The organism is Spongiibacter sp. IMCC21906, assembly GCF_001010805.1.
In the GTDB taxonomy this organism is placed as follows: Bacteria; Pseudomonadota; Gammaproteobacteria; order Pseudomonadales; family Spongiibacteraceae; genus Spongiibacter.
The window spans coordinates 1,963,474-1,983,765 of sequence record NZ_CP011477.1; the positions used below are offsets into that span (position 1 = coordinate 1,963,474).

Below are 20,292 nucleotides of genomic sequence, written 5' to 3' on the forward strand. Positions count from 1 at the left end.
ATGAAACGCGTTGAAGGTGAGCCCTGCTTTATTCTCCATCAACGACCCTATCGCGAGACCAGCGCACTATTGGAAGTGTTTAGTCTCGATCATGGCCGTTTTTCTGTTATTGCTAAAGGCTTGCGAGGCGGTAGCCGTGGTCGACAGGCTTGGCGTTCTGCACTGCAACCCTTTAATTTGCTAGCGCTCTCTTGGTCGGGACGGGGGGAGCTAAAAACACTGACGGATGCTCAGCTGCAAAAGGCTTTTTCGTTACAGGGGCGGGCGCTATTTTGTGGTTTTTATTTAAATGAATTGCTAGAGCGTTTGTTGCATCGCTTTGACCCCCACCAAAACCTATTTCATCATTATCAATACAGTTTGGACCGTTTGCTTAATGGTGAGGATGAAAAGCGTTGTTTACGTCGCTTTGAGTTCTCGCTGTTGGCGGATCTTGGATACGGGTTTTCATTACACCTAGATGGCAATGGCGAAGGTATTATTGCTGATAATAACTACGTTTTTTTGCCAGAACAGGGGTTTATTCCAGCAAGACAGCAGGAGGAAATTGTATTTTCTGGCACGCATTTGTTAGAGCTGGCTAAAGACGATTATTCTGCCGAAGCTGAATTAACGGGGCGCCGATTGAGTCGTTTACTGCTAGGGCAGCTGCTGGGGAGTAAACCGCTGCGCAGTCGGGAGTTATTTGCCGCAACTTTTGCTAGCGATTCAAGCGGCAAAAATCACAGATAGATCATGATTGTCTTTCCAACTGAGTAGTGCGGCAATCTCTGTTAGCACTGCGTCCACCGCGGCGCTTAGATCAACTTCCGATGACTCAAGCATCTTAGCTAAGGTCAAGTTGGTGGCCTTGAGTGCCGGTGCACCGGTATAGCAGCAGGCGCCTTTGAGGTCGTGACTTATGGCTGCAATCTGTTGCCGGTTGTCGTTGTTTTTTGCTTCTGCCAGTGATTGAGCTTGGTCTGGCAGACTTTCTAAAAGCATGCGTAACATTTCCTCAGCTAAGCCATTCTTACCTTTTGCCAAGCGCAGGCATTCTTGAATATCAACGGGCCTGGGAGGTGTTTTTGACACCGCTGGCGGATTACTGGCGGTTCGCTCAAAAAGACGTAATAGTTGCCGGTCATCAATCGGTTTACTGAGAAAGTCATTGATACCCGCTTCTCTTAATTGCTTGGGGTTTTCTGGCGCAAGATAGGCTGACAAGGCAATAATCGGCGTGTGCTTGTTCAAACTACTGTGGCGAATCTCTTTACTGGCTTGAATGCCGTCGAGCTGAGGCATTTGGATATCCATGAGGATCAAATCAAATACTTTTTCTCTACAGCGCTGTAGGGCTTCAATACCATTTTGGGCGGTTTGGCTTTGTACCGACAAATCATCTAGAAAGCTTTTTAGCATTAACAGGTTTGCTGGGTTGTCATCCACCGCCAAAACGCGCATATCCGGAAATTTTAGTTGGGGCGCGGTTATATGTTGTGAGTGTTGAAGGTTAAAAGCATCAAATAATTTAATTTGCGATACGGGTTTCTGTAGAAAAATAGCGTTGATACGGTTGTCATACTTTTGTGGCTGGGGGGATAACACAATTGTGGGGTGTTCGCTGTTTTTCGGGATAGGCAGGGTCGGCAAACTTTCGTCAATAGCGACACTTAAAATGCGATAGTCGCAATTTTGTCTTAGATTTTGAATGTCATCACAAGGATAAACGTTCATTCCCCAGCTTTGTAGCAGTTGTTGTGTGGCTGCAGTTTGCAAGACGCTTTTGTCATACATGGCAACTGTTTTACCGGTAAGAGAAGCAAAGTTTCTCATTCGAATTGCGTTTTTAACAACTGGCAGCCGCAGGGTGACCCAAAACGTAGCGCCCTTACCGGCCTCGCTGATCACGCCAATCTCGCCGCCCATTTGTTCGACCAGGCCTTTGACGATGACGAGTCCAAGACCCGTGCCGCCGTATTGCCGGGTAATCGATGCGTCAGCTTGGGTAAAACCTTGAAAAAGTTGTTGCTGCTGGTCTTTACTAAGACCAATTCCCGTGTCGCTGATTTGCAAATTTAAAGAAATATTCTGACCATCGTTGCCTTTGCAAATGGCATCAATACGAATATAACCTGATGCCGTAAATTTAATGGCATTGTTAAGTAAATTGCTCAGAATTTGCTTTAATCTCAAGCCATCAGAAAGCAACATGTCAGGAATGCTTGGGTCGAAAAATAACGCCAGCTCCAGCTTCTTATCGAAGGCTGTTGGGGCCAGTATCTGCAGGGTGTCTTCGATAATCTCTCTGATATCGACGGGCGCCTCATCGAAAACCAGTTTTCCGGCCTCCATTTTTGAGAAATCAAGAATATCGTTGATGATAGTCAGCAAGCCGTCGGACGATTTGCGGATAGTCTCCACAGCATCGTATTGTTGTTGCTCCAGTTCGGACTTAAGCAAAATTTTGGTAAATCCAATAATGCCATTGAGGGGAGTGCGAATTTCATGACTGGTGTTGGCTAGAAATTCTGACTTAATTCTATTGGCATTCACGGCTTCACGCCGGGCTAGATCCAACTCAATATTTTGAATTTCCAGCGTCTCTAAGGTTTCTCTTAGGTCGCTATTGCTTTGCTCAATATTTCGTTGAAGTTCCTGTAATTCTTGTTGTTGCGCGGTACTCAGCTGGTTGAGGAGGTCTGCAATTTCACTAAATTCATCGTCGCCACTTAGGTGGGCTTGAAAACTTTTGTTACCATTTATCAGTTGTTTGAGGATTGACTTCAGCGCATCAAAATCGCTGCGCAATATTTGAGTGATATAGCTAACCAACGCAACGGATAGCAGCAGTGCAATGACAAAAAAGATGATCCCTGCTAAAAATGTTTGATATTTATTAACCTCGTAGTGGTGCCAGCTAAAGCTCGTGCAAAGCCAGCCTACCGGCTGTGCCGCACTGTTAATGGGTGTAATGATTTTTAGCCCGTCTTCATTAAAAATAATTTGTGGGTCGAGACTGGCTGGAGATGAGTTGAGATCTTTTAGGCCGCTACTAGCAGGCCCTGCCTGAACTATTTGCTGTTTTTCACTATCAAAGATCACGACATTGCGCAGCCCTCGCTCTTCCAGCGCTGCGGTGACGAGTTTCTGAAGCGCCTCTTTATTTAAGGGCTTGAGGAATTGCGCCGATAAAATAGCGAGTTGCTGGCTGGAGTGGTTGGCCCGTTCAACGACAGCCGTTTTGGCATCTTGAAGCTGATTGAATACAAGAAAACTACCCAAAGTCAGACTGATACCCAGGGTAGGCAGCAACCCCATCAGCAGGATTAGTTTTTTGATACCCAGTCGTTTACGCATTCCCAAGTGGAGCCCTTCATATCCGCAGTGGTATTATGATGACCTAAAATTCTTGATGCTTCTATTGCTCTGGCTGCCAAGGGCAGCATCATCACCGTTGTTGGAGGCTTTTGCGGTCGACGCAGCGTCGACGACCGAGGTTTATAGGTGTTATGAAACAGTTTCCCAGTATTGATCAATTTATAGGCAACACCCCGCTGGTACGCTTGCAGCGGTTGCCAGGGCGTACCAGCAACACCATTTTGGTGAAATTGGAAGGTAATAACCCCGCTGGCTCCGTTAAAGACAGACCCGCAATCAGCATGATACAGCGAGCAGAAGACCGGGGCGATATTTCTCCTGGCGATACTTTAATAGAGGCGACCAGTGGCAATACCGGAATTGCATTGGCGATGGCTGCGGCCATAAAGGGCTATCGTATGGTGCTGATCATGCCTAACCATATGAGTACTGAGCGCAAATTGGCGATGGCAGCCTACGGCGCAACGCTGATTGAAGTGACCAAAGAACAAGGCATGGAAGGGGCGCGCGACTTGGCATTAGAAATGCAATCTGCGGGAAAAGGCAAAGTACTGGATCAGTTTTCTAATGGGGATAATCCTCGTGCGCATTATGAGGGCACTGGCCCGGAAATTTGGCGAGAAACAGAAGGCCGTATTACCCATTTTGTCAGCTCAATGGGAACAACGGGCACCATTATGGGCGTGTCTCGATATTTAAAAGAGGTTCAACCTGAGATAGAAATTGTCGGCTTGCAGCCAGACGATAGCTCTAGTATTCCGGGTATTCGCCGGTGGCCAGAGGCGTATTTGCCGAGTATTTACGAGGCGCCAAGGGTGGACAGGATAATCGATATGGATCAAGACACCGCGGAGCGAACAATGCGAGCGCTGGCTGCAGAAGAGGGAATCTTTTGCGGCGTCTCTTCTGGGGGCGCTGTTGCCGGTGCGCTACGTTTAAGTGAGCAGGTAGAAAATGCGCTTATCGTCGCGATAATTTGCGATCGAGGAGACCGGTACTTGTCGACAGGCGTATTTGATGCGGCTTTGAATTAAGGTCTTTTTGCGACCAACCTCCATAGTGCTTAATACTTTATCGATAGTATGTAGTACGTTTTGCTAAATACTGTGGAGAGAACGAGTAGGGAAAGATGGTAAAGGTAAGAGAGGATTTTCCACAGCTAAACGACGGGCGGGTTGATTTGGAGCGCTGGATAGCGCGCCTACCGATCGACGCTACCCACGTTTCTATTGACCAGCTTCAGCAGGCTTTTGAGTTGGCAGAAGCGTGTGCGGCACGGCCATCTCAGCTTACTGGCGAAGAAGATGCCGCTCATATTAGTTTTTTTACAGCGTTAGAAATGGTGGAGATTCTCGCCGATTTACACCTTGATCAAGACAGCTTAATTGCTGCGGCGTTGTTTAGGGCTGTGCGGGAACATCGCCTGACAATTAATGATGTCAGCAGTCAGTTTGGCATGTCTGTTGCCAAGTTAATTGATGGCGTGCTGGGTATGGCGGCTATTTCCAAAGTTAATGAACAGTTGGATGTGCCTGTCTTGGGGCAGTCAGAGGCCCAAAGTGAAACCATCCGCAAAATGCTGGTGGCTTTGGTGGATGATGTCAGGGTTGCACTAATTAAGCTGGCGGAACGGACTGCCGCTATCCGGTCAGTGAAAAATAATACGGATAAACGTCAGCGCGTTGCCCGGGAAGTTTTTGATATTTATGCGCCGCTGGCCCACCGTTTGGGTATTGGTCATATTAAATGGGAGTTAGAAGACCTCTCTTTTCGTTACCTGCAACCTACCGCCTATAAAAAAATAGCCAAGCTGTTGGACGAAAAACGCTTGGATCGCCAGCGTTATATCGACGAAGCCATCGATACCTTGGGTAAGGCGTTGCAAGCGGATGGTATTGATGCGGATATCGCGGGGCGCGTTAAACATATCTATAGTATTTGGCGAAAAATGCAGCGCAAGGGCATTGGCTTTTCTCAGGTTTACGATATTCGAGCGGTCCGGATATTGGTTCCTGATTTAAAGTCTTGTTATTCAGCGCTGGGGCTTGTGCATGGTTTGTGGCGAAATATCCCCAATGAATTTGACGATTATATTGCCAACCCTAAAGAGAATGGTTATCGCTCTTTGCATACCGCCGTTATTGGTCCTCAAGGCAAGGTGCTGGAAATTCAAATTCGCACTCGAGCCATGCACGAAGAGGCGGAATTTGGCGTTTGCTCTCACTGGATGTACAAAGGGACTGATAAAAACGCCAAAACCAATTCTAGTTATGACGAGAAAATTGCCTGGTTGCGGCAAGTTTTAGACTGGCATGAAGAAAGCGGTAGTAATAGCGATGTCGCAGAGCAGTTTAGCCGTGCCCAGGATCGGGTTTATGTCTTTACCCCAGAAGGACATGTAGTCAACCTACAAAGTGGCGCTACGCCGTTAGACTTTGCTTATCATATTCATACTGAGGTGGGTAACCGATGCCGGGGGGCTAAAGTGAATGGTCGCATTGTGCCATTAACCTATACCCTCAATACCGGTGAGCGGGTAGAAGTGCTCACCGGAAAAGACAGTGAACCTCGGCGAGATTGGCTACAGGGTAATTTGGGCTACCTAAAAACCTCTCGAGCTCGCACAAAAGTGCAGCATTGGTTCAGGCAGCAGGCGAAAGAAGACAATATTGCCGCGGGTCGCGCGTTGTTAGAAAAAGAATTTCGCCGTTTGGCTTTAAATAGCATTGATTACAAGTACATTGCCGGGCATTTGCATTGCCCCAGCGTTGACGATATGTACGCGTCGGTGGGCGCCGGTGAAATTAGCACCTTGCAAATCATCAAGGCGGCTAACCAAGTCGCGGGTAAAGATGAAGCTGACCAGAGTGAGATATTACGCCTGCGGCAGCCGAGTCAGGCCCGTAAAGGTGATCAGGTTAGGATTAGTGGAGTGGGTAATTTGATGACCCATTTTGCTCGCTGTTGTAAGCCATTGCCCGGTGATGGTATTGCGGGATATATCACGATAGGGCGTGGCGTCAGTGTTCATCGTCAGGACTGTAATAAATTACTGCAATTACAGAGTGTTGAGCCTCAGCGGATTATTACCGTGGACTGGGCCGGGGATCACATTGATACCTATCCCGTGGATATTCTTATAACAGCTTATGATCGGCAGGGGCTGTTGCGGGATATCACTCTGCAACTTGCTTCAGAGAAGGTTAACGTCATCTCTATGAATACGGTAACCGATGCTGAAAAGCATCTTGCCAATATGAGTATCCGATTAGAAATTTCGGATTTGGCTGCGCTGTCGGGGTTGTTCAACCGTCTCAATAGCCTGCCCAATGTGATATCGGTAGAACGGATTAGAGAAGGATAAGCATGGCGTACTCCTTACAGGACTTGCTCTACTTAATGGGACGTTTAAGGGACCCCATCACCGGTTGCCCTTGGGATCTCAAGCAGCGCTTTGACACCATCGTGCCCCATAGTCTTGAAGAGGTTTACGAGCTGGTCGACGCCATAGAAGCGAATGACTTAAATCAAGTGCGTCAAGAGTTGGGGGATGTACTGTTTCAGGTGGTTTTTTATAGCCGCTTGGGGGAGGAGCAGGGTTTATTTAATTTCGACGATGTTGTCGATGGTATTACGACTAAATTGCTGCGGCGTCACCCTCATGTCTTTCCCGATGGCAGCTTGCAGTCAATACGCGATACTGAGGCACCCAATGATGGTGCTATCAAGCAGCGCTGGGAGGACATAAAACAGGCTGAACGCAGCGAAAAATCCCAAGGCAGCGTCATGGACGATATTCCACAGGCACTGCCAGCATTAACCCGTGCGGCCAAGCTGCAAAAGCGAGCCCGCAATATTGGCTTTGACTGGTCGGATATCGACGAGGTCATTGCGGCATTTCACGACGAAATCAGAGAGCTGGAAGACGCTAGGGTCGAGGGTGATGCGAATGCCATTGCTGACGAAATGGGGGACGTGCTGTTTTCGGCAGTGAACGTCTGCCGCCATTTAGGTTTAGACCCCGAAGCCGTTACCCGCGCTGCTGGCAAGAAATTTGAGCGCCGCTTTCGGTTTGTCGAGCAGCGCTGCCAAGAGTCTGCAATCGATAACAGCACCGGCCAGGCTAGTGCTCAGTTAGAGCTGTTTTGGGACCAAGCCAAAGCGGCGGGTCTATAGGTCAATCAGCTTGTCGACCTAATGGTCTTGATGTTTTTTGTAGTTACTCAGGTATTTGTCAGTTAATGACAGATACCGAGGCGTAGGGCCAATGTCTTCATACAAGGGATCCCCTAACTCGTCTCTGGCAACGACTTTTGAGCCCCTGACGTAGGGCATAGCACTTTCTAATTCATCCAGCGAAGCCGTGAGCAGATCCGTGATGAGATCTTCTATACTGCGGCGCGGATAAAGTTCAGACAGCGCTTTGAGTCGGGCTGCATCTTTGATGGGAAGTCGTACTGAAAAAGAATCTGCGGTTAAGGTGCCGCCGGCAGTTTCTTCCCAGAGTGATAACAAATCTCGCACATTCATAAGCCGATTCCTGTTCTGTCATCGATCATGTACAAACAAACCGTGTTGTCACTGTTTCAGCGCCAGCTGATCAATATTTTGCTGACACTTAATTTATAGTACCGACATAATCCCCCATTAGGCTAGCCCGGTAAGCGTTAAGATTGTCATTATTTTACCCAAGACTCAGGGGAACTCCCTGGGGCGTGCTCACACTAATCCGATTGTCACTGCTGGCAGTCATTTTTGCCTCCGGCTAGGTGCCAGACGCGCCGTTTAGCCACAACAGTAATAATCGGATTAGTGTGAGCAGGCCTTAGCTTGGCGCCCAAGCTACATGGCCCGAAGTCTTGTGCAAGAGGGCCTATCTGTGTATTGTTGTCGGCTTTCGTAATGGGCCTAAAAGGCCCTGTTGTCGGCGTTGTACGACCCATAAGCCGTGGTTTCCGGTTAAACCGTACTAATGACCTCGATACCCGCTACTCTAAAGTAGTGGTTTCTGCTAGGTAAAATATCCGTCATTGTATTTTTACGACGTGGATATTTCGCAAATTTACCGCCGTTTCTGTGCTTCAAGTGGATTATGGTCAAAAATGGCCACGCGAGAGGTATTTGCGGTGACAAAAATGATAGTTTTGAGGAGTTTTGTATTATGCGCGTCATTCTGTTGGGACCACCTGGAGCAGGCAAGGGCACCCAAGCCCAGTTTATATCTGAAAAATTCGCTATTCCGCAGATTTCAACTGGCGATATGTTACGTGCGGCAGTAAAGGCAGGTAGCCCCCTGGGGTTACAAGTTAAAGAAGTGATGAGCTCTGGCGGCTTGGTCTCTGATGACATTATTATCGCGCTGGTAAAAGAACGTATTCAAGAAGCAGATTGTGCTAATGGCTTTTTGTTTGACGGTTTTCCCCGGACTATCCCCCAAGCAGAAGCCTTGCAAAAAGCCGGGGTAAAAATCGATAAAGTCATTGAGATTGCCGTGGCTGACGAAGAAATTGTGACTCGCATGAGTGGTCGCCGGATGCACGAAACCTCTGGCCGGACTTATCATGTGGTATATAATCCGCCTAAAGAAGAGGGCATCGACGATCTTACCGGTGAAGCACTTATTCAGCGAGACGACGATAAAGAAGAGACTGTCAGAAATCGTCTGAATGTCTACCATGATCAAACCAAACCCCTGGTCGCGTTTTATAGCGCATTAGAGGGCGATGATGCACCGGATTACGCTAAAATTGATGGTGTTGGCGCGGTCGACGATATTACCGCTCGTGTGTTTGCGGCCTTAGAAAAGTAAGCCGTAACCAGCACGAAAGCAAAAGGCACCTTGAGTGCCTTTTTTTGTGCCTAAATAATACCAGTGAAACTGGCATTAAATTTTGATCACTGCCATCTTAATTGGGTGATAGTGCGTATGTTGGGAAAGCCTTAGGAGAGCACTGTGAAGTCAGCGATAATATTTATCAACTTGGGGACCCCAGTCGCCCCTGACAGTAAATCCGTTCGTGCCTTTTTAAGAAGTTTTCTTGCAGATAAACGGGTAGTAGAGGTGCCTCGGCTTATTTGGTATGTCATTCTCTATCTCATTATCTTGCCGTTTCGTTCGCCAAAAGTGGCTGCAGCTTATCGCCAAATCTGGATGCCAGGAATTTCGCCACTTCGTTATTTTAGTGAGGCCTTGGTGGCAGGGGTTCAAAATAAACTAAATATCGAATTTCCAGACCAAGACGTTGAAACGGCATTAGCAATGACCTATGGCGAGCCAAGTATTGCTAAAACGATTAGCCGGATGCGTGATAATGGCTGTCAGCGCTTTCTTTTTATTCCGCTATTTCCTCAATATTCCGCAACGACGACGGCGGCAGTACATGATCAAATTTGCCGATATTTTGCCGGTTGCCGAGATATTCCCGAGTGGTCTTGGGTACGGGACTATCATGATCATCCTTTGTATATAGAAGCGTTGGCCGATTCTGTAAGACGGCATTGGCAAGAAAATGGGCAGGCCGAGAAACTGCTCATTTCTTTTCATGGTATCCCACGTCGTAATGTTGACTTAGGTGATCCCTACTTGCTGCATTGCGAAACAACAGCCCAGCTTCTTGTTAACGCTCTTGGATTGAAGCCAGAAAGCTGGCAGTTAAGTTTTCAGTCTAGACTTGGTAAAGCGGAATGGCTCCAGCCTTATACCGATAAAACGGTTATTTCTTTGGCAGAGAATGGCATTAAAAAACTGGATGCAATGTGCCCAGCGTTTGCTGCTGAATGTTTGGAAACGCTAGAAGAGATTGATGGCGAGGCTAATGAATTGTTTCGTGAACATGGTGGCGAGCAATTTAATTATATTCCCTGCCTCAATAATAACAGCCAGCATCAAGACTTGATGCTGGCGTTAAGCCGTGATTTTTTGAAGAAAAATTGGCATTAAGTCGCGAAAGTGCCAAAAAAATCATTAAAATTTCTCTACGAAGTGGCGTAAGTTTTGCGTTGGCTATTTTGTATGCTATTTTTACAATAATAATTTAGCGAGGCCACCGCTTAGGAGAACTATATGCCTGCTGCAAAGAAAAGAGCAAAAGCTGCAGTTAAAAAAACTGCGCCCAAGAAAACCGCTGTTAAAAGACAGAGTGCTGTTGCTGGAAGCCCTCTGGTAAAAAAAGCAGAGGATGGTTTGAAGAAAGTAGAGGCGATGGTCGCCGCTGAAAGAAAAGCCGTTGCAGCTGCAAAAGCCAAATTGGCGAGCGCCCAAGCGACAGCCAAGAAAAGCGCCAAAGCGGTAGATAAAAATGCAGCCAAACGCGCAGCCACTGCTGCACAAAAAGCCAACGCTAAGCTGAAGGCAGCTCGAGCCAAGCTGGCCAGTAACAAAGCGTCATATAGCAATGCCAAGGCGCTGGCTAAACTTAAGGCTTCTGAGGAAGCGGTTAAGCAAAAGCTCCAAGAGCGTTCACAAGCCTTGGCTAGCAAAGCGGAAACGGATCTGGCAAAAGCAGTTAAACTGTTTGAACAGCGTTTTATGAAAAAGCGCACCGCAGAAAACAAGGCCAAATTGGCGGTTATCGAGCGCAAGCTTGTCAATAAGCACAAGCAAGCTGTAAAGCAAGTGACCAAGAAGATCGACGATCCAAAGGTACTTTCTGAAGCTAAAGCCAGTGCTAAAAAAGCCTCGGTAAGCAAAGCACCTGCTAAAAAGAAAGCGGCAGCTAAAAAGGCGGCCCCAAAGAAAGCCGCAGCTAAAAAAGTTGCCGCTAAAAAGAAAGCTGCACCTAAGAAGGTAGCTGCCAAGAAGAAGGCGGCCCCCAAAAAGACAGCGGCGAAAAAACCAGCTGCTAAAAAGGTAGCAGCAAAGAAAGCACCTGCTAAAAAAGTGGCTCCGGCGCCTTCGGCACCGCCAGCCCCAAGCGAAAACAGCTAGTCACTGAAAGATAAGAACGGGAGCTTCGGCTCCCGTTTTTATTTCTGCCTTATTTACTCAACAGTTCTTTTTGGGTATTAAAATTCTTAAAGCTATCATGGCAATCGCTGAAATCAACGTGTATAGCGGCTTCTTGTTTATACCAATGCCTCACACTGCGCTGGCCCTGATCGAGATAATTTTGCAAAGACCTGCGCATGGATTTTTTAATGAGTGCGAACAGGTACTGTTCACGCTGACCGTCCCATGCATAGCAGATGGTTTTGTCGGTCTTTTCCATGCTCTTCAATAATCGACTAAATAGTTGTGGTGGTGGCTGTGGACAGTCGCAGGGTAATACAAGCAGTAAATCAGTATTTGCTTGATCCATTCCGGCTAAAATACCTGCTAATGGACCCTGGTATTGCAAGTTACCGTCAGTCACGGTTTCACCGTAGCGGCGGTAGTCTTCAAGGTGTCTATTACAGCTAATTAAACATTGCTGATAGCTCTTTGGTAGCGTTGCAATGAGGTGCTCTACAAGCGCTTTGCCATGCCATGGCATTAAGCCTTTATCTTGGCCGCTCATTCGCCGACCTTCGCCACCTGCTAATATCAACAAGCTATAGGGCTGCGAATGGAGGCTGGTATTATGGATAGTGCTGACGGACATTAATTCATACCTGATTTTTTGCTGTGATATGATACCGGCTCCAGAATACCATTCCCTATAGCTGTTAGCGGTCTTTTCATGACAAGTATTCTTGCAATTGACGCTGCGACCGAGGCTTGTTCGGTTGCGTTGTTAGATGGCGATAAAGTGCGAGAAGATTTTCGCATGTTGCCGCGTACCCATACCCAGTTTTTGCTACCCATGGTAGATCAACAATTGCGAGAAAGCGGTAGAAGGCTTCACGATCTTGATGCCATTGCGTTTACCGCCGGCCCCGGATCATTTACCGGTTTGCGAATTGCCTGCGCAGTGGTGCAAGGCCTGGCTTACGCTGCCGATATCCCTGTTATTCCTATTTCTACTTTACAGGCGATGGGCCAGCTTGCTTTACAAGAGGATGAACTGGAGGAGGGGGATGAGATCTATCCGGTTCTAGACGCGCGAATGTCAGAGGTGTATTGGGGGGCTTATCGGGTGAGCAATGGCCTAGCCTTAGCTGCGTGCCATGATCAACTGTCAGCGCCGTCTGAATTGAACTTTTCACTTTCTAATTCAGAAAAGTCCGTGGGGGTCGGTAACGGTTGGCAGTATCGGCAGGCGTTCTCTTTGGATGTTTTGCCAGTAAAGGTGATTGAAGAGTGTTATCCCCGGGCGGCTGCAATGCTGCCCTTGGCAGAAAAGCGATTTACCGATTCTGATTTTGTTTCTGCAGAACAGGCTCAACCCGTTTATCTGCGTGACAGTGTGGCGTGGCAAAAAAGTTGAGTTGAACCACATAACGTTGGTTATCAACAAGACAGTAAAGATGAATATGACAAAAGAAAGGACCTGCATATAAATGGACGCTTTTCAGGCAGTGGTATTAGCGGCAATTCAAGGGCTCACCGAGTTTCTTCCAATCTCAAGCTCCGGGCATTTGGTTTTACCTCAGACCTTGTTGGGTTGGGAAGATCAAGGATTGGCGTTTGATGTAGCAGTGCATGTGGGATCTTTAGTTGCTGTACTTTGGTTTTTTCGTCGCGATGTCTGTAATTTGCTTTTAGCTTGGGGCAGCAGTATTTGTGGCAAGGGGCATGACCAAGATTCAAAGCTTGCTTGGTACGTGATTATTGCTACTTTGCCAGCGATACTTGCGGGACTCGTGTTTAATGACTTAATCGAAACCCATTTGCGGAGTGGTTATGTGCTCGCCATGACTACCTTGGTTTGGGGGGTAGTGTTGGGCGCGGTAGATCGCTTTGCCAGCCATCGCCGACAGATTACCGACATCGGCTTGGGTATCGCCTTGTTTATTGGCTTCAGTCAAGCTTTGGCATTGGTGCCCGGTACCTCCCGTTCCGGTATCACTATTACGGCGGCCTTGTTGGTAGGGTTGAATCGCAGCGATGCGGCACGATTTTCATTTTTATTATCCATGCCAATTATTGCCGCGGCAGGAAGCTATAAGCTTCTGGAACTTGTCCAAAGCGATACCCACATTGCTTGGACATATTTATCTATTGGCTTTGTGGTGTCGGCAGTCACGGCCTATTTCTGTATTCGGGTCTTTATGAATTGGGTGGAGCGCATTGGTATGATGCCCTTTGCCATTTATCGCGTAATACTGGCCGGGATTATTTTTGCGGTGCTTGCTTGGTAACTGGAACAATAGTTTACGCTTCAATTAGCTCGACTCAATATTGATAATGGTATTTAACGCGAGCGCCAGCACATTTAAATGGTTGATGTAGCAATGACAGAACAACAAAATTTCAATAACGGCTTACTCGCATTTCTTGATGCGAGCCCCACGCCATACCACGCAGTAACTAGCATGAAAGCCGTGCTGTTGAATGCGGGATTTAGCGAATTGAATGAGCGCGATGACTGGGATTTGAGCCCTGGTGGCCGCTATTTTGTTCTTCGAGAGGCGTCATCCATCGTGGCGTTTACCTTAGGCAAAGGCAAATTAACTGAACAAGGTTGGCGAATGGTGGGGACGCATACTGACAGCCCTTGTCTGCGAGTTAAACCTAATCCCGATTTGCACCGACAAGGGTATTATCAGTTAGGCGTTGATGTGTATGGTGGCGCTTTGCTAAACCCGTGGTTTGATCGCGATTTGGGCTTGGCGGGACGGATTAATTATCGTGACCAAAGTGGTGGCCTTTCGTCTGCGCTAGTCAATATTGACCGACCGATTGGCGTCGTGCCCAGCTTGGCGATTCACTTAGATCGAGACGCCAACGCCAATCGCAGCGTTAATCCGCAAACGGATTTACCTGTAGTACTCATGCAATCCAAAGAGAAGCTGCAGTTTAATCAGTTATTAAAGGCGGTACTGGAAGATCAGGGCGTGACGAATGTTGATCAGGTGCTGGATTACGAACTGAGCTTTTACGATTGCCAGTCTGCAGCCATGATTGGCTGGAACGATGATTTTATTGCCAGTGCTCGCTTAGACAATTTATTGTCTTGCTATATTGGCCTGCAAGCCCTGATCAACGCCGATGACGATGGCTACCAACTGCTGGTCTGCAATGATCATGAAGAGGTGGGAAGTCAGTCCGCCATTGGCGCTCAAGGGCCGATGCTGGAGTCGGTACTAAAGCGTGTTTCAGGAGATGAAGTTAGCCTTCAGCGTGCTATTGCCAATTCAATGATGATTTCAGCTGATAATGCCCACGGGGTCCATCCCAATTACAGTGATAAGCATGACGCGAATCACGGCCCGCTGCTTAATGCGGGGCCGGTTATTAAAATTAATGTGAATCAACGTTACGCTACCAGTAGTGAAACCAGCGGTATTTTTCGTAATATCTGCGCCTCCCTTAATGAACCAGTGCAAAGCTTTGTGGTTCGTGCTGATATGGGTTGTGGCAGCACTATTGGCCCGGCAACTGCGTCAGGTATTGGTGTTCGAACACTCGATATTGGCGTGCCAACCTTTGCTATGCATTCGATAAGAGAGTTGGCGGGGAGTCGTGACGCCGAGGCTCTCAGTCGGATATTGTCGGCATTTTATCGACTGCCAAGCGTCACGTCGTAAGCAGTTTGCCCAAGTCTGGAGGGCAAATCTTGCGAGCACTGCGGCGTTGGAATTGGCGGCATAATGTATGAACGTTCTTTTACTGTCTGCCTATCATGCCGAAAGCCATCGCCAGTGGGCAGAAGGCTTGATGCAAAACTGTGTTGGCATCAAATGGTCAATTCTGACGTTGCCGCCACGCCACTTTAATTGGCGGATTCGCGGTAATAGTCTGTCTTGGGCCATGCTGGAAAAAGACCTGCTCTGTGCGGGCTACGATGCCATTTTAGCCACCTCCATGACCGACCTGTCTGCCTTGAAAGGAATGGTGCCTGATATCGCGGCTATTCCTAGCGCGGTGTATTTCCACGAGAATCAGTTTGCGTATCCCGCCAGTGGTCGTCAGCAACAAAACATTGAACCCTGCATGGTGAATCTCTATGCCGCCATGGCCGCTGATAAAATTTTATTTAACAGCGACTACAATCGACGGAGTTTCACCCAGGGTTGCGACGATTTGTTGCGTCGGCTACCCGATTACGCTCCTCGGACCGAGGTGTTGGCAAAGCTGCAGCGGGATGCGGAGGTGCTACCCGTCGGTATTACCAAGCCGCTGATGTCTCGCCAATGTGCGGCCCCGCGCTTGCAACTACTTTGGAACCATCGTTGGGAATACGATAAAGGCCCAGAGCTTTTGCTGGAAATTATTCGCGCCTGCGAGGCACAACAACTAGCGATTGATTTTCACATTGTCGGACAGCAGTTTCGGGATTGCCCCAATGCCTTTGCGGCCATTCACCAACTACTTTTGGCAAGCGGAACCTTGGCGCTGGCCAGCTGGGGCTATGTTGAGCAGGCCTGCGACTATCAGCAGCTATTGGCCGATTGTGATGTGGTTTTGTCGACAGCCGAACATGACTTTCAAGGCTTGTCCGTCATGGAGGCGGTTGCTGCGGGTTGTGTGCCTTTGTTACCCAACCGGTTGTGCTATCCGGAGTTTTACCCGGCCAATAATCTTTATGGCGGTGAGGGGCTTGCCCAGCAAGCCATTGCGGCCTGCGAGAAGCTGATTCAGTTGCTTGAGCAGAAAAAGCAGGACCCTTTACTTGCTCAATTACAGCCGCCTTCTGTCGAGGCTTTTTATTGGCAACAGCTCGCGCCTCGTTATCAATCGATACTGGCTGAGTTGCGGCGGTGACACAGGCTTTTACAGCCAGTATTATAGGCGGCTTTGTCGATTTGGCCTCGCTGCTGGCCCCCATATAGGACTTTCTATGAGCAAATCTCGCGTCTTGACTGGCATCACGACTACCGGCACGCCTCATTTGGGGAATTATGTTGGTGCCATTCGACCTGCAGTTGCCGACAGTCAGAATGAGGATATTGATAGCTTCTTTTTTTTGGCGGATTATCACGCGTTAATCAAATGCCAAGATCCAACGTTGGTACATCAATCTGCTCGTGAAATAGCGGCAACATGGTTGGCGTTGGGCTTGGATACCGACAAAAGTACTTTTTATCGCCAGTCTGATGTGCCAGAAGTGATGGAGTTAAATTGGATTTTAAGCTGTGTGTGCGCCAAGGGATTAATGAATCGCGCCCATGCCTATAAGGCGGCTGTTCAAGACAACGAAGAAAAAGGCGAAGACCAGGATTACGCTATAACTATGGGCTTGTTCGCTTACCCGGTGTTAATGGCGGCCGATATTTTGACCTTTAACGCCGAGAAAGTCCCCGTTGGCCGTGACCAGATTCAGCACATCGAAATGGCCAGAGACATGGCTCAGCGCTTTAACCATTTATACGGCGAGACGTTTGCGCTACCAGAGGCAGTGGTGGATGATAATGTCGCTGTGTTAAAAGGCTTGGATGGCCGCAAGATGAGCAAGAGCTACGGCAACACCATTCCCTTGTTTTTACCTGAGAAAAAACTCCAAAAGCATATCAATAAAATTAAAACTAATTTGTTGGAGCCTGGCGAGCCTAAAGACCCTGACGACTCTACCGTGTTTCAAATTTGGAAGGCCTTTGCCAGTCCGGCAGACACCGAAGATATGCGCCGTCGTTTTGCTGAAGGTATTGCCTGGGGCCAAGCAAAAAAAGACTTGTTTGGACTAGTTAACGAGCAGATTAAAGATGCGCGCCAGCGCTACGAAGAGATTCTTGATTCAGGTAGTTACTTGGATGAAGAGCTGCGCAAGGGCGCTGAAAAGGCTAGAGCGGAGGCGGCACCGTTGCTGGATAAAGCGCGTAAAGCGGTAGGCTTATCTCGGTTTTCTTAACGCTGTAATGCTCCTTGTGTAACGCAAGTTAAAAGCGGGCCTTCACTGAAATACCCGTACCTTCAAGATCCACTTCCAAGGAGCCGCTTTTTAATAAGGCGGCTTGTTTCTCGGTAAAACGAAACTCCCACAGTCGAATGCGTTGTTTCTCAATGGCATAGTGGTTAATTCGACGAAAAAGATGGGGGACGCTGGTTGCATCCGCGCCCGAGGCGCTACTTGGCCAAGCTCTAAATGCGTTAAGGGGTTTGTCTGCCCAGCTAAGGCTGGAAACGACCGAAACAGCTAGAAATATTCCAATGCGGCAATATGTCATCTTCGGGAACCATCAATATGTGTTTATTTGATGGTTCCAATATAACGTTATAAATTAGTGGTGAAATGGTGGAATGTCTCTCTTGAGACATGGGTCACGAAATCTAACCATTTTTTAATGTTGCGCTACTTTTATAGCTTGATTCCTAGCTCAAGGTACACAGCCCGAGGCTCTCCGACGAAATAACGGTAGTTGCCAAAGGCATAATCGGCCCGTTCAGCGTAATCGGTATCGGTGAGGTTGTTGAGCCGAATGGCGGCATAGATGTTTTGGCTTAGCTGCTGGCGCCAACGCAAGTTGACGAGGCTGTGGCCGGGGTACTGGTACTGATTGCTGGCGTCTAGGTAGTACTCACCTTGAAACACCACTTCTAGCTCAATAAGGCTATTCGCCGTTGGGCTCCAGCCAAGTTGGGTACTGGCAAGCTGACGGGGTGCGGTGTCCAGATCATCTCCCTCGCTGCCAACAACGTCGTTACCGTACTGGTGCAGGCTGTAGCTGGCTTGTAGCGCCCAGTTTAAAGTAGGGGTGATATTCCAGTTGAGCTCCAGCTCAAGCCCTCTGTGTTCGGTTTGACCGCCATTTCGATTGCGGCGCAGCGAATCCTGAATAATCACGTCTTCTTTTTGCATCCAAAACGCAACAAGCTGGTAGTTAAAGCCAGGCCAATGGCCGCGCAAACCCCATTCCAGCGCAGCCAATGATTCTTCGTCTAGATTGGCCAGCTGCTGCGTGGATTGCAGTCGGTATAGCTCGTTAGCTTGGGGGGCGCGAAAGCCTTGGTTAGCGTTGACAATAATGTCAGTGTGCTCGGTGGCCTTATGAACCATGCCTAAATGAAAAGACCAGTTTCGAAAACGATTTTCGTCATCGCTGGGGCGGGAATAACGGCAGGGGGCCGTAGGGCAGGGGCTACCATCAGCGGCGGTGTTACCGTCGATGATCTGATTGTCATAGTCGTAAAATTGAATATCGTAGCGGGCCCCAAAATTAACCAGCGTATCGTCGCTAAACTCCCAGTCGCCGCCTATAAACCATGCACCGTAGCGGCCGTCCACGTCGTAATCGTATTGCTGCCCAGTAGGGAAGCTCGCAAAGCTGGCTGTGTCTTGATGCTGTTGTAAATACGCTTTGGTCAGCTCCATGTCGAAGCCGTTATATAGCGTGACTGATTTGTTGAGGGAGTGATAAAACGCGGTTTGTACGCCAATGGTCCGTTCGCCGTTTTCCTCTAGCGGCGTGCCTGGCAGAAAATGTTGTAAAAATTCCATTTCGGTATAACGAATATAAGGCGTGACAACAAAGAGGGTGTCTTTTAAGCCTTCGCGCTCAAAACGACTGTAATAGCGCAGGCTACGACTATTTCGAAACGCCTCGGGGTTGGGGTTTTCTTTCTTGCGGCTTTCAACTTTGTAAGCGTCTTTGCCGAGAATATAGCCAGCCGTTTCTTGATCTAGGTTACTCGCCGACAGTAGCGATTGAATTTGCCACGTTTCGCCTTGATAGTCGTGACGGAAACTTAGTTTTTGCTGGTCGTAGCCCGAGTCATCTTTATAACCACCGTCATGGTTGCCCTGTAAACTCAAGCGATAGCCATGTTTGCCGTGGGTGTCACTTTCGCTGAATTTCACCCGGCTGTAATTGTGCGGGCCACCTTCAACACTCAGTCGGGTTTCATGATCGTTGCTGGGTGGCGCGCTAAGCACGTTGATCACGCCATTAAGGGCGTTGCTGCCGTGCACGGCGGTGCCTGGGCCACGAATAATTTCAATGCGCTGTGCCTGTTCGCTGTTAACGTCAAATAGTGCGTTGACGTTACAGAAGCCGGGGGCTCTCAGTGGAATGCCATCTTCAGCAAGGTAAAACGCGCCGCAGCTGCCAGGCCCCGTTAAAACGGATGAGCGAATCGCCGTTAAATGTTCTTGACCATTACCTCGGCTAATCCAGACTCCTGCTGCACGATTCAGTAATTGGCTAATATGATTGTGGCCCACCGTATCGATATCCTGCGCTGAAATCAGGCTGATAGAGACACTCTGCTCATTCACGTCCTTGGCAATACGACTGGCGGTAACCGACACGGATTCCAGCTTGTCATTGTCTTCAGCCAAAACCGCGATAGAGGGTAGCAAGCTAAGGAATAAGCAGGTTTTGCGGGCGAAGGTTTTCATCATTGTGGGCTTGAAGTCTCGTTATCGATTATTTTGGCGGGATAAATCCTTATACCATAATGATAAGGATTGCCGACAAAGCAAGTGGTGGCGTCTACCCTGTGCCATAAGGCGATGTGGTGTATGACGCAACCAGCGTAAATCCTGAGTGGCAGTGTAATGGGCAGCAGTGAAAAAGCCTAGTATTGCGTCATACTTGCTTTGGCTTTTAGCCTTGGGGGGGCAGTTGTGTTTTCTCTGATGTTGAGTTTCGGGAGGACTACCGCGTCAGTAAATATTGTGACAGCAAAGATAAGTATTATTAAGTTGATACCGAGACATTTATCCATAGCGTTATGGATGGCGAATAGCCTGAAGCGTGGTTTTCTACCTTGACTGAAGGTAGTGGCGGGATGGGTGTTGGCCAAATAAAAAGCCCAGCTCAATGAGATTGAGCTGGGCTTTTTTGTATTGGTACCAGTGGGCGGACTCGAACCGCCACTCCCGCAAAGGAACCAGATTTTGAATCTAGCGTGTCTACCAATTTCACCACACTGGCCTTAAGTGGGGCGGGATTATAGCAATCTTTTCACTGGGG

Annotated in this window: 18 protein-coding genes and 1 tRNA gene; 12 read left to right on the forward strand and 7 right to left on the reverse strand. The window is 48.3% G+C overall.

The features are described from left to right. Positions 1 to 732: a DNA repair protein RecO gene (recO, locus tag IMCC21906_RS09055; protein WP_047011896.1), complete on the forward strand. Its 732-nt coding sequence runs from the start codon at positions 1 to 3 to the stop codon at positions 730 to 732. Here the strand turns inward: recO and IMCC21906_RS09060 are convergent. After that, positions 709 to 3,339 (reverse strand): ATP-binding protein, encoded by a 2,631-nt coding sequence (locus IMCC21906_RS09060; RefSeq protein WP_047011897.1) that lies wholly within the window; start codon positions 3,337 to 3,339, stop codon positions 709 to 711. The genes recO and IMCC21906_RS09060 overlap by 24 nt on opposite strands. A gap of 152 nt (positions 3,340 to 3,491) precedes the next feature. Here IMCC21906_RS09060 and cysM point away from each other — a divergent pair, with 152 nt between their 5' ends. From cysM to mazG, 3 genes are all read left to right on the forward strand, one after another. Further along, positions 3,492 to 4,394, forward strand: coding sequence for a cysteine synthase CysM (gene cysM, locus IMCC21906_RS09065; protein ID WP_047011898.1), 903 nt, complete (start codon positions 3,492 to 3,494; stop codon positions 4,392 to 4,394). A 95-nt stretch (positions 4,395 to 4,489) separates the two neighbouring features. Then, the gene (gene relA, locus IMCC21906_RS09070) at positions 4,490 to 6,724 is read left to right on the forward strand and encodes a GTP diphosphokinase (RefSeq protein WP_047011899.1); all 2,235 of its coding nucleotides are present in this window, start codon (positions 4,490 to 4,492) and stop codon (positions 6,722 to 6,724) included. 2 nt (positions 6,725 to 6,726) lie between these two features. After that, positions 6,727 to 7,536, forward strand: coding sequence for a nucleoside triphosphate pyrophosphohydrolase (gene mazG, locus IMCC21906_RS09075; RefSeq protein ID WP_047011900.1), 810 nt, complete (start codon positions 6,727 to 6,729; stop codon positions 7,534 to 7,536). A gap of 18 nt (positions 7,537 to 7,554) precedes the next feature. On the opposite strand, the gene IMCC21906_RS09080 is transcribed toward mazG, so the two are convergent. After that, positions 7,555 to 7,890 carry a hypothetical protein gene (locus IMCC21906_RS09080; RefSeq protein ID WP_047011901.1) on the reverse strand — a complete coding sequence of 112 codons (336 nt, stop codon included), beginning with the start codon at positions 7,888 to 7,890 and terminating at the stop codon, positions 7,555 to 7,557. A gap of 631 nt (positions 7,891 to 8,521) precedes the next feature. On the opposite strand from IMCC21906_RS09080, the gene adk reads away from it, so the two are divergent. Both adk and hemH read left to right on the forward strand, forming a co-directional pair. After that, complete coding sequence (gene adk, locus IMCC21906_RS09085) at positions 8,522 to 9,169, forward strand: adenylate kinase (RefSeq protein ID WP_047013297.1); 648 nt, start codon at positions 8,522 to 8,524, stop codon at positions 9,167 to 9,169. Between the two features lie 144 nt (positions 9,170 to 9,313). Then, on the forward strand, positions 9,314 to 10,300 hold the full coding sequence (hemH, locus tag IMCC21906_RS09090; RefSeq protein ID WP_047011902.1) for a ferrochelatase: 987 nt from the start codon (positions 9,314 to 9,316) through the stop codon (positions 10,298 to 10,300). Between the two features lie 119 nt (positions 10,301 to 10,419). On the opposite strand, the gene IMCC21906_RS16835 is transcribed toward hemH, so the two are convergent. Further along, positions 10,420 to 10,920 (reverse strand): hypothetical protein, encoded by a 501-nt coding sequence (locus tag IMCC21906_RS16835; RefSeq protein WP_156166022.1) that lies wholly within the window; start codon positions 10,918 to 10,920, stop codon positions 10,420 to 10,422. Here IMCC21906_RS16835 and IMCC21906_RS16840 point away from each other — a divergent pair. Then, the gene (locus IMCC21906_RS16840) at positions 10,889 to 11,287 is read left to right on the forward strand and encodes a histone (protein WP_156166023.1); all 399 of its coding nucleotides are present in this window, start codon (positions 10,889 to 10,891) and stop codon (positions 11,285 to 11,287) included. The two genes, IMCC21906_RS16835 and IMCC21906_RS16840, sit on opposite strands and share 32 nt — an antisense overlap. A gap of 49 nt (positions 11,288 to 11,336) precedes the next feature. Here IMCC21906_RS16840 and mobA read toward each other — a convergent pair whose 3' ends face one another. Continuing rightward, the gene (gene mobA / locus IMCC21906_RS09100) at positions 11,337 to 11,939 is read right to left on the reverse strand and encodes a molybdenum cofactor guanylyltransferase MobA (protein WP_047011904.1); all 603 of its coding nucleotides are present in this window, start codon (positions 11,937 to 11,939) and stop codon (positions 11,337 to 11,339) included. A gap of 78 nt (positions 11,940 to 12,017) precedes the next feature. Here mobA and tsaB point away from each other — a divergent pair, with 78 nt between their 5' ends. From tsaB to IMCC21906_RS09125, 5 genes are all read left to right on the forward strand, one after another. After that, a complete protein-coding gene (gene tsaB / locus IMCC21906_RS09105) occupies positions 12,018 to 12,704 on the forward strand; it encodes a tRNA (adenosine(37)-N6)-threonylcarbamoyltransferase complex dimerization subunit type 1 TsaB (protein ID WP_047011905.1) in 687 nt (228 codons plus the stop codon). A 73-nt stretch (positions 12,705 to 12,777) separates the two neighbouring features. Continuing rightward, on the forward strand, positions 12,778 to 13,578 hold the full coding sequence (locus IMCC21906_RS09110) for an undecaprenyl-diphosphate phosphatase (protein WP_047011906.1): 801 nt from the start codon (positions 12,778 to 12,780) through the stop codon (positions 13,576 to 13,578). Positions 13,579 to 13,656: 78 nt separating this feature from the next. Further along, positions 13,657 to 14,967: a M18 family aminopeptidase gene (locus IMCC21906_RS09115; protein WP_231580242.1), complete on the forward strand. Its 1,311-nt coding sequence runs from the start codon at positions 13,657 to 13,659 to the stop codon at positions 14,965 to 14,967. A gap of 67 nt (positions 14,968 to 15,034) precedes the next feature. Beyond that, positions 15,035 to 16,144, forward strand: coding sequence for a DUF3524 domain-containing protein (locus IMCC21906_RS09120; RefSeq protein ID WP_047011907.1), 1,110 nt, complete (start codon positions 15,035 to 15,037; stop codon positions 16,142 to 16,144). Positions 16,145 to 16,220: 76 nt separating this feature from the next. Further along, positions 16,221 to 17,228 carry a tryptophan--tRNA ligase gene (locus IMCC21906_RS09125; RefSeq protein ID WP_047011908.1) on the forward strand — a complete coding sequence of 336 codons (1,008 nt, stop codon included), beginning with the start codon at positions 16,221 to 16,223 and terminating at the stop codon, positions 17,226 to 17,228. Positions 17,229 to 17,256: 28 nt separating this feature from the next. Here the strand turns inward: IMCC21906_RS09125 and IMCC21906_RS09130 are convergent, their stop codons facing one another. The 3 genes from IMCC21906_RS09130 to IMCC21906_RS09140 all read right to left on the reverse strand — a co-directional run bounded on the left by IMCC21906_RS09130 (position 17,257) and on the right by IMCC21906_RS09140 (position 20,253). Further along, entirely contained in the window at positions 17,257 to 17,544 is a 288-nt protein-coding gene (locus IMCC21906_RS09130) for a hypothetical protein (RefSeq protein ID WP_047011909.1), read from the reverse strand. Between the two features lie 131 nt (positions 17,545 to 17,675). Then, positions 17,676 to 19,718 (reverse strand): TonB-dependent receptor, encoded by a 2,043-nt coding sequence (locus tag IMCC21906_RS09135; protein ID WP_082117426.1) that lies wholly within the window; start codon positions 19,716 to 19,718, stop codon positions 17,676 to 17,678. A 448-nt stretch (positions 19,719 to 20,166) separates the two neighbouring features. Next, positions 20,167 to 20,253: transfer RNA gene (locus tag IMCC21906_RS09140), tRNA-Leu, on the reverse strand. Positions 20,254 to 20,292 lie beyond the last annotated feature (39 nt).

What these genes read in the sequence shown, in the direction of transcription:
- tsaB (WP_047011905.1), top strand. Translation starts at nt 12,018, where the DNA reads ATGACAAGTATTCTTGCAATTGACGCTGCGACCGAGGCTTGTTCGGTT.
- mobA (WP_047011904.1), bottom strand. Translation starts at nt 11,939, where the DNA reads ATGTCCGTCAGCACTATCCATAATACCAGCCTCCATTCGCAGCCCTAT.
- IMCC21906_RS09115 (WP_231580242.1), top strand. Translation starts at nt 13,657, where the DNA reads ATGGTTGATGTAGCAATGACAGAACAACAAAATTTCAATAACGGCTTA.
- IMCC21906_RS16840 (WP_156166023.1), top strand. Translation starts at nt 10,889, where the DNA reads ATGAAAAAGCGCACCGCAGAAAACAAGGCCAAATTGGCGGTTATCGAG.
- relA (WP_047011899.1), top strand. Translation starts at nt 4,490, where the DNA reads ATGGTAAAGGTAAGAGAGGATTTTCCACAGCTAAACGACGGGCGGGTT.
- cysM (WP_047011898.1), top strand. Translation starts at nt 3,492, where the DNA reads ATGAAACAGTTTCCCAGTATTGATCAATTTATAGGCAACACCCCGCTG.
- IMCC21906_RS09120 (WP_047011907.1), top strand. Translation starts at nt 15,035, where the DNA reads ATGAACGTTCTTTTACTGTCTGCCTATCATGCCGAAAGCCATCGCCAG.
- adk (WP_047013297.1), top strand. Translation starts at nt 8,522, where the DNA reads ATGCGCGTCATTCTGTTGGGACCACCTGGAGCAGGCAAGGGCACCCAA.
- mazG (WP_047011900.1), top strand. Translation starts at nt 6,727, where the DNA reads ATGGCGTACTCCTTACAGGACTTGCTCTACTTAATGGGACGTTTAAGG.
- IMCC21906_RS09080 (WP_047011901.1), bottom strand. Translation starts at nt 7,890, where the DNA reads ATGAATGTGCGAGATTTGTTATCACTCTGGGAAGAAACTGCCGGCGGC.
- IMCC21906_RS09110 (WP_047011906.1), top strand. Translation starts at nt 12,778, where the DNA reads ATGGACGCTTTTCAGGCAGTGGTATTAGCGGCAATTCAAGGGCTCACC.
- recO (WP_047011896.1), top strand. Translation starts at nt 1, where the DNA reads ATGAAACGCGTTGAAGGTGAGCCCTGCTTTATTCTCCATCAACGACCC.
- IMCC21906_RS09135 (WP_082117426.1), bottom strand. Translation starts at nt 19,718, where the DNA reads ATGATGAAAACCTTCGCCCGCAAAACCTGCTTATTCCTTAGCTTGCTA.
- IMCC21906_RS09125 (WP_047011908.1), top strand. Translation starts at nt 16,221, where the DNA reads ATGAGCAAATCTCGCGTCTTGACTGGCATCACGACTACCGGCACGCCT.
- IMCC21906_RS09130 (WP_047011909.1), bottom strand. Translation starts at nt 17,544, where the DNA reads ATGACATATTGCCGCATTGGAATATTTCTAGCTGTTTCGGTCGTTTCC.
- IMCC21906_RS09060 (WP_047011897.1), bottom strand. Translation starts at nt 3,339, where the DNA reads ATGCGTAAACGACTGGGTATCAAAAAACTAATCCTGCTGATGGGGTTG.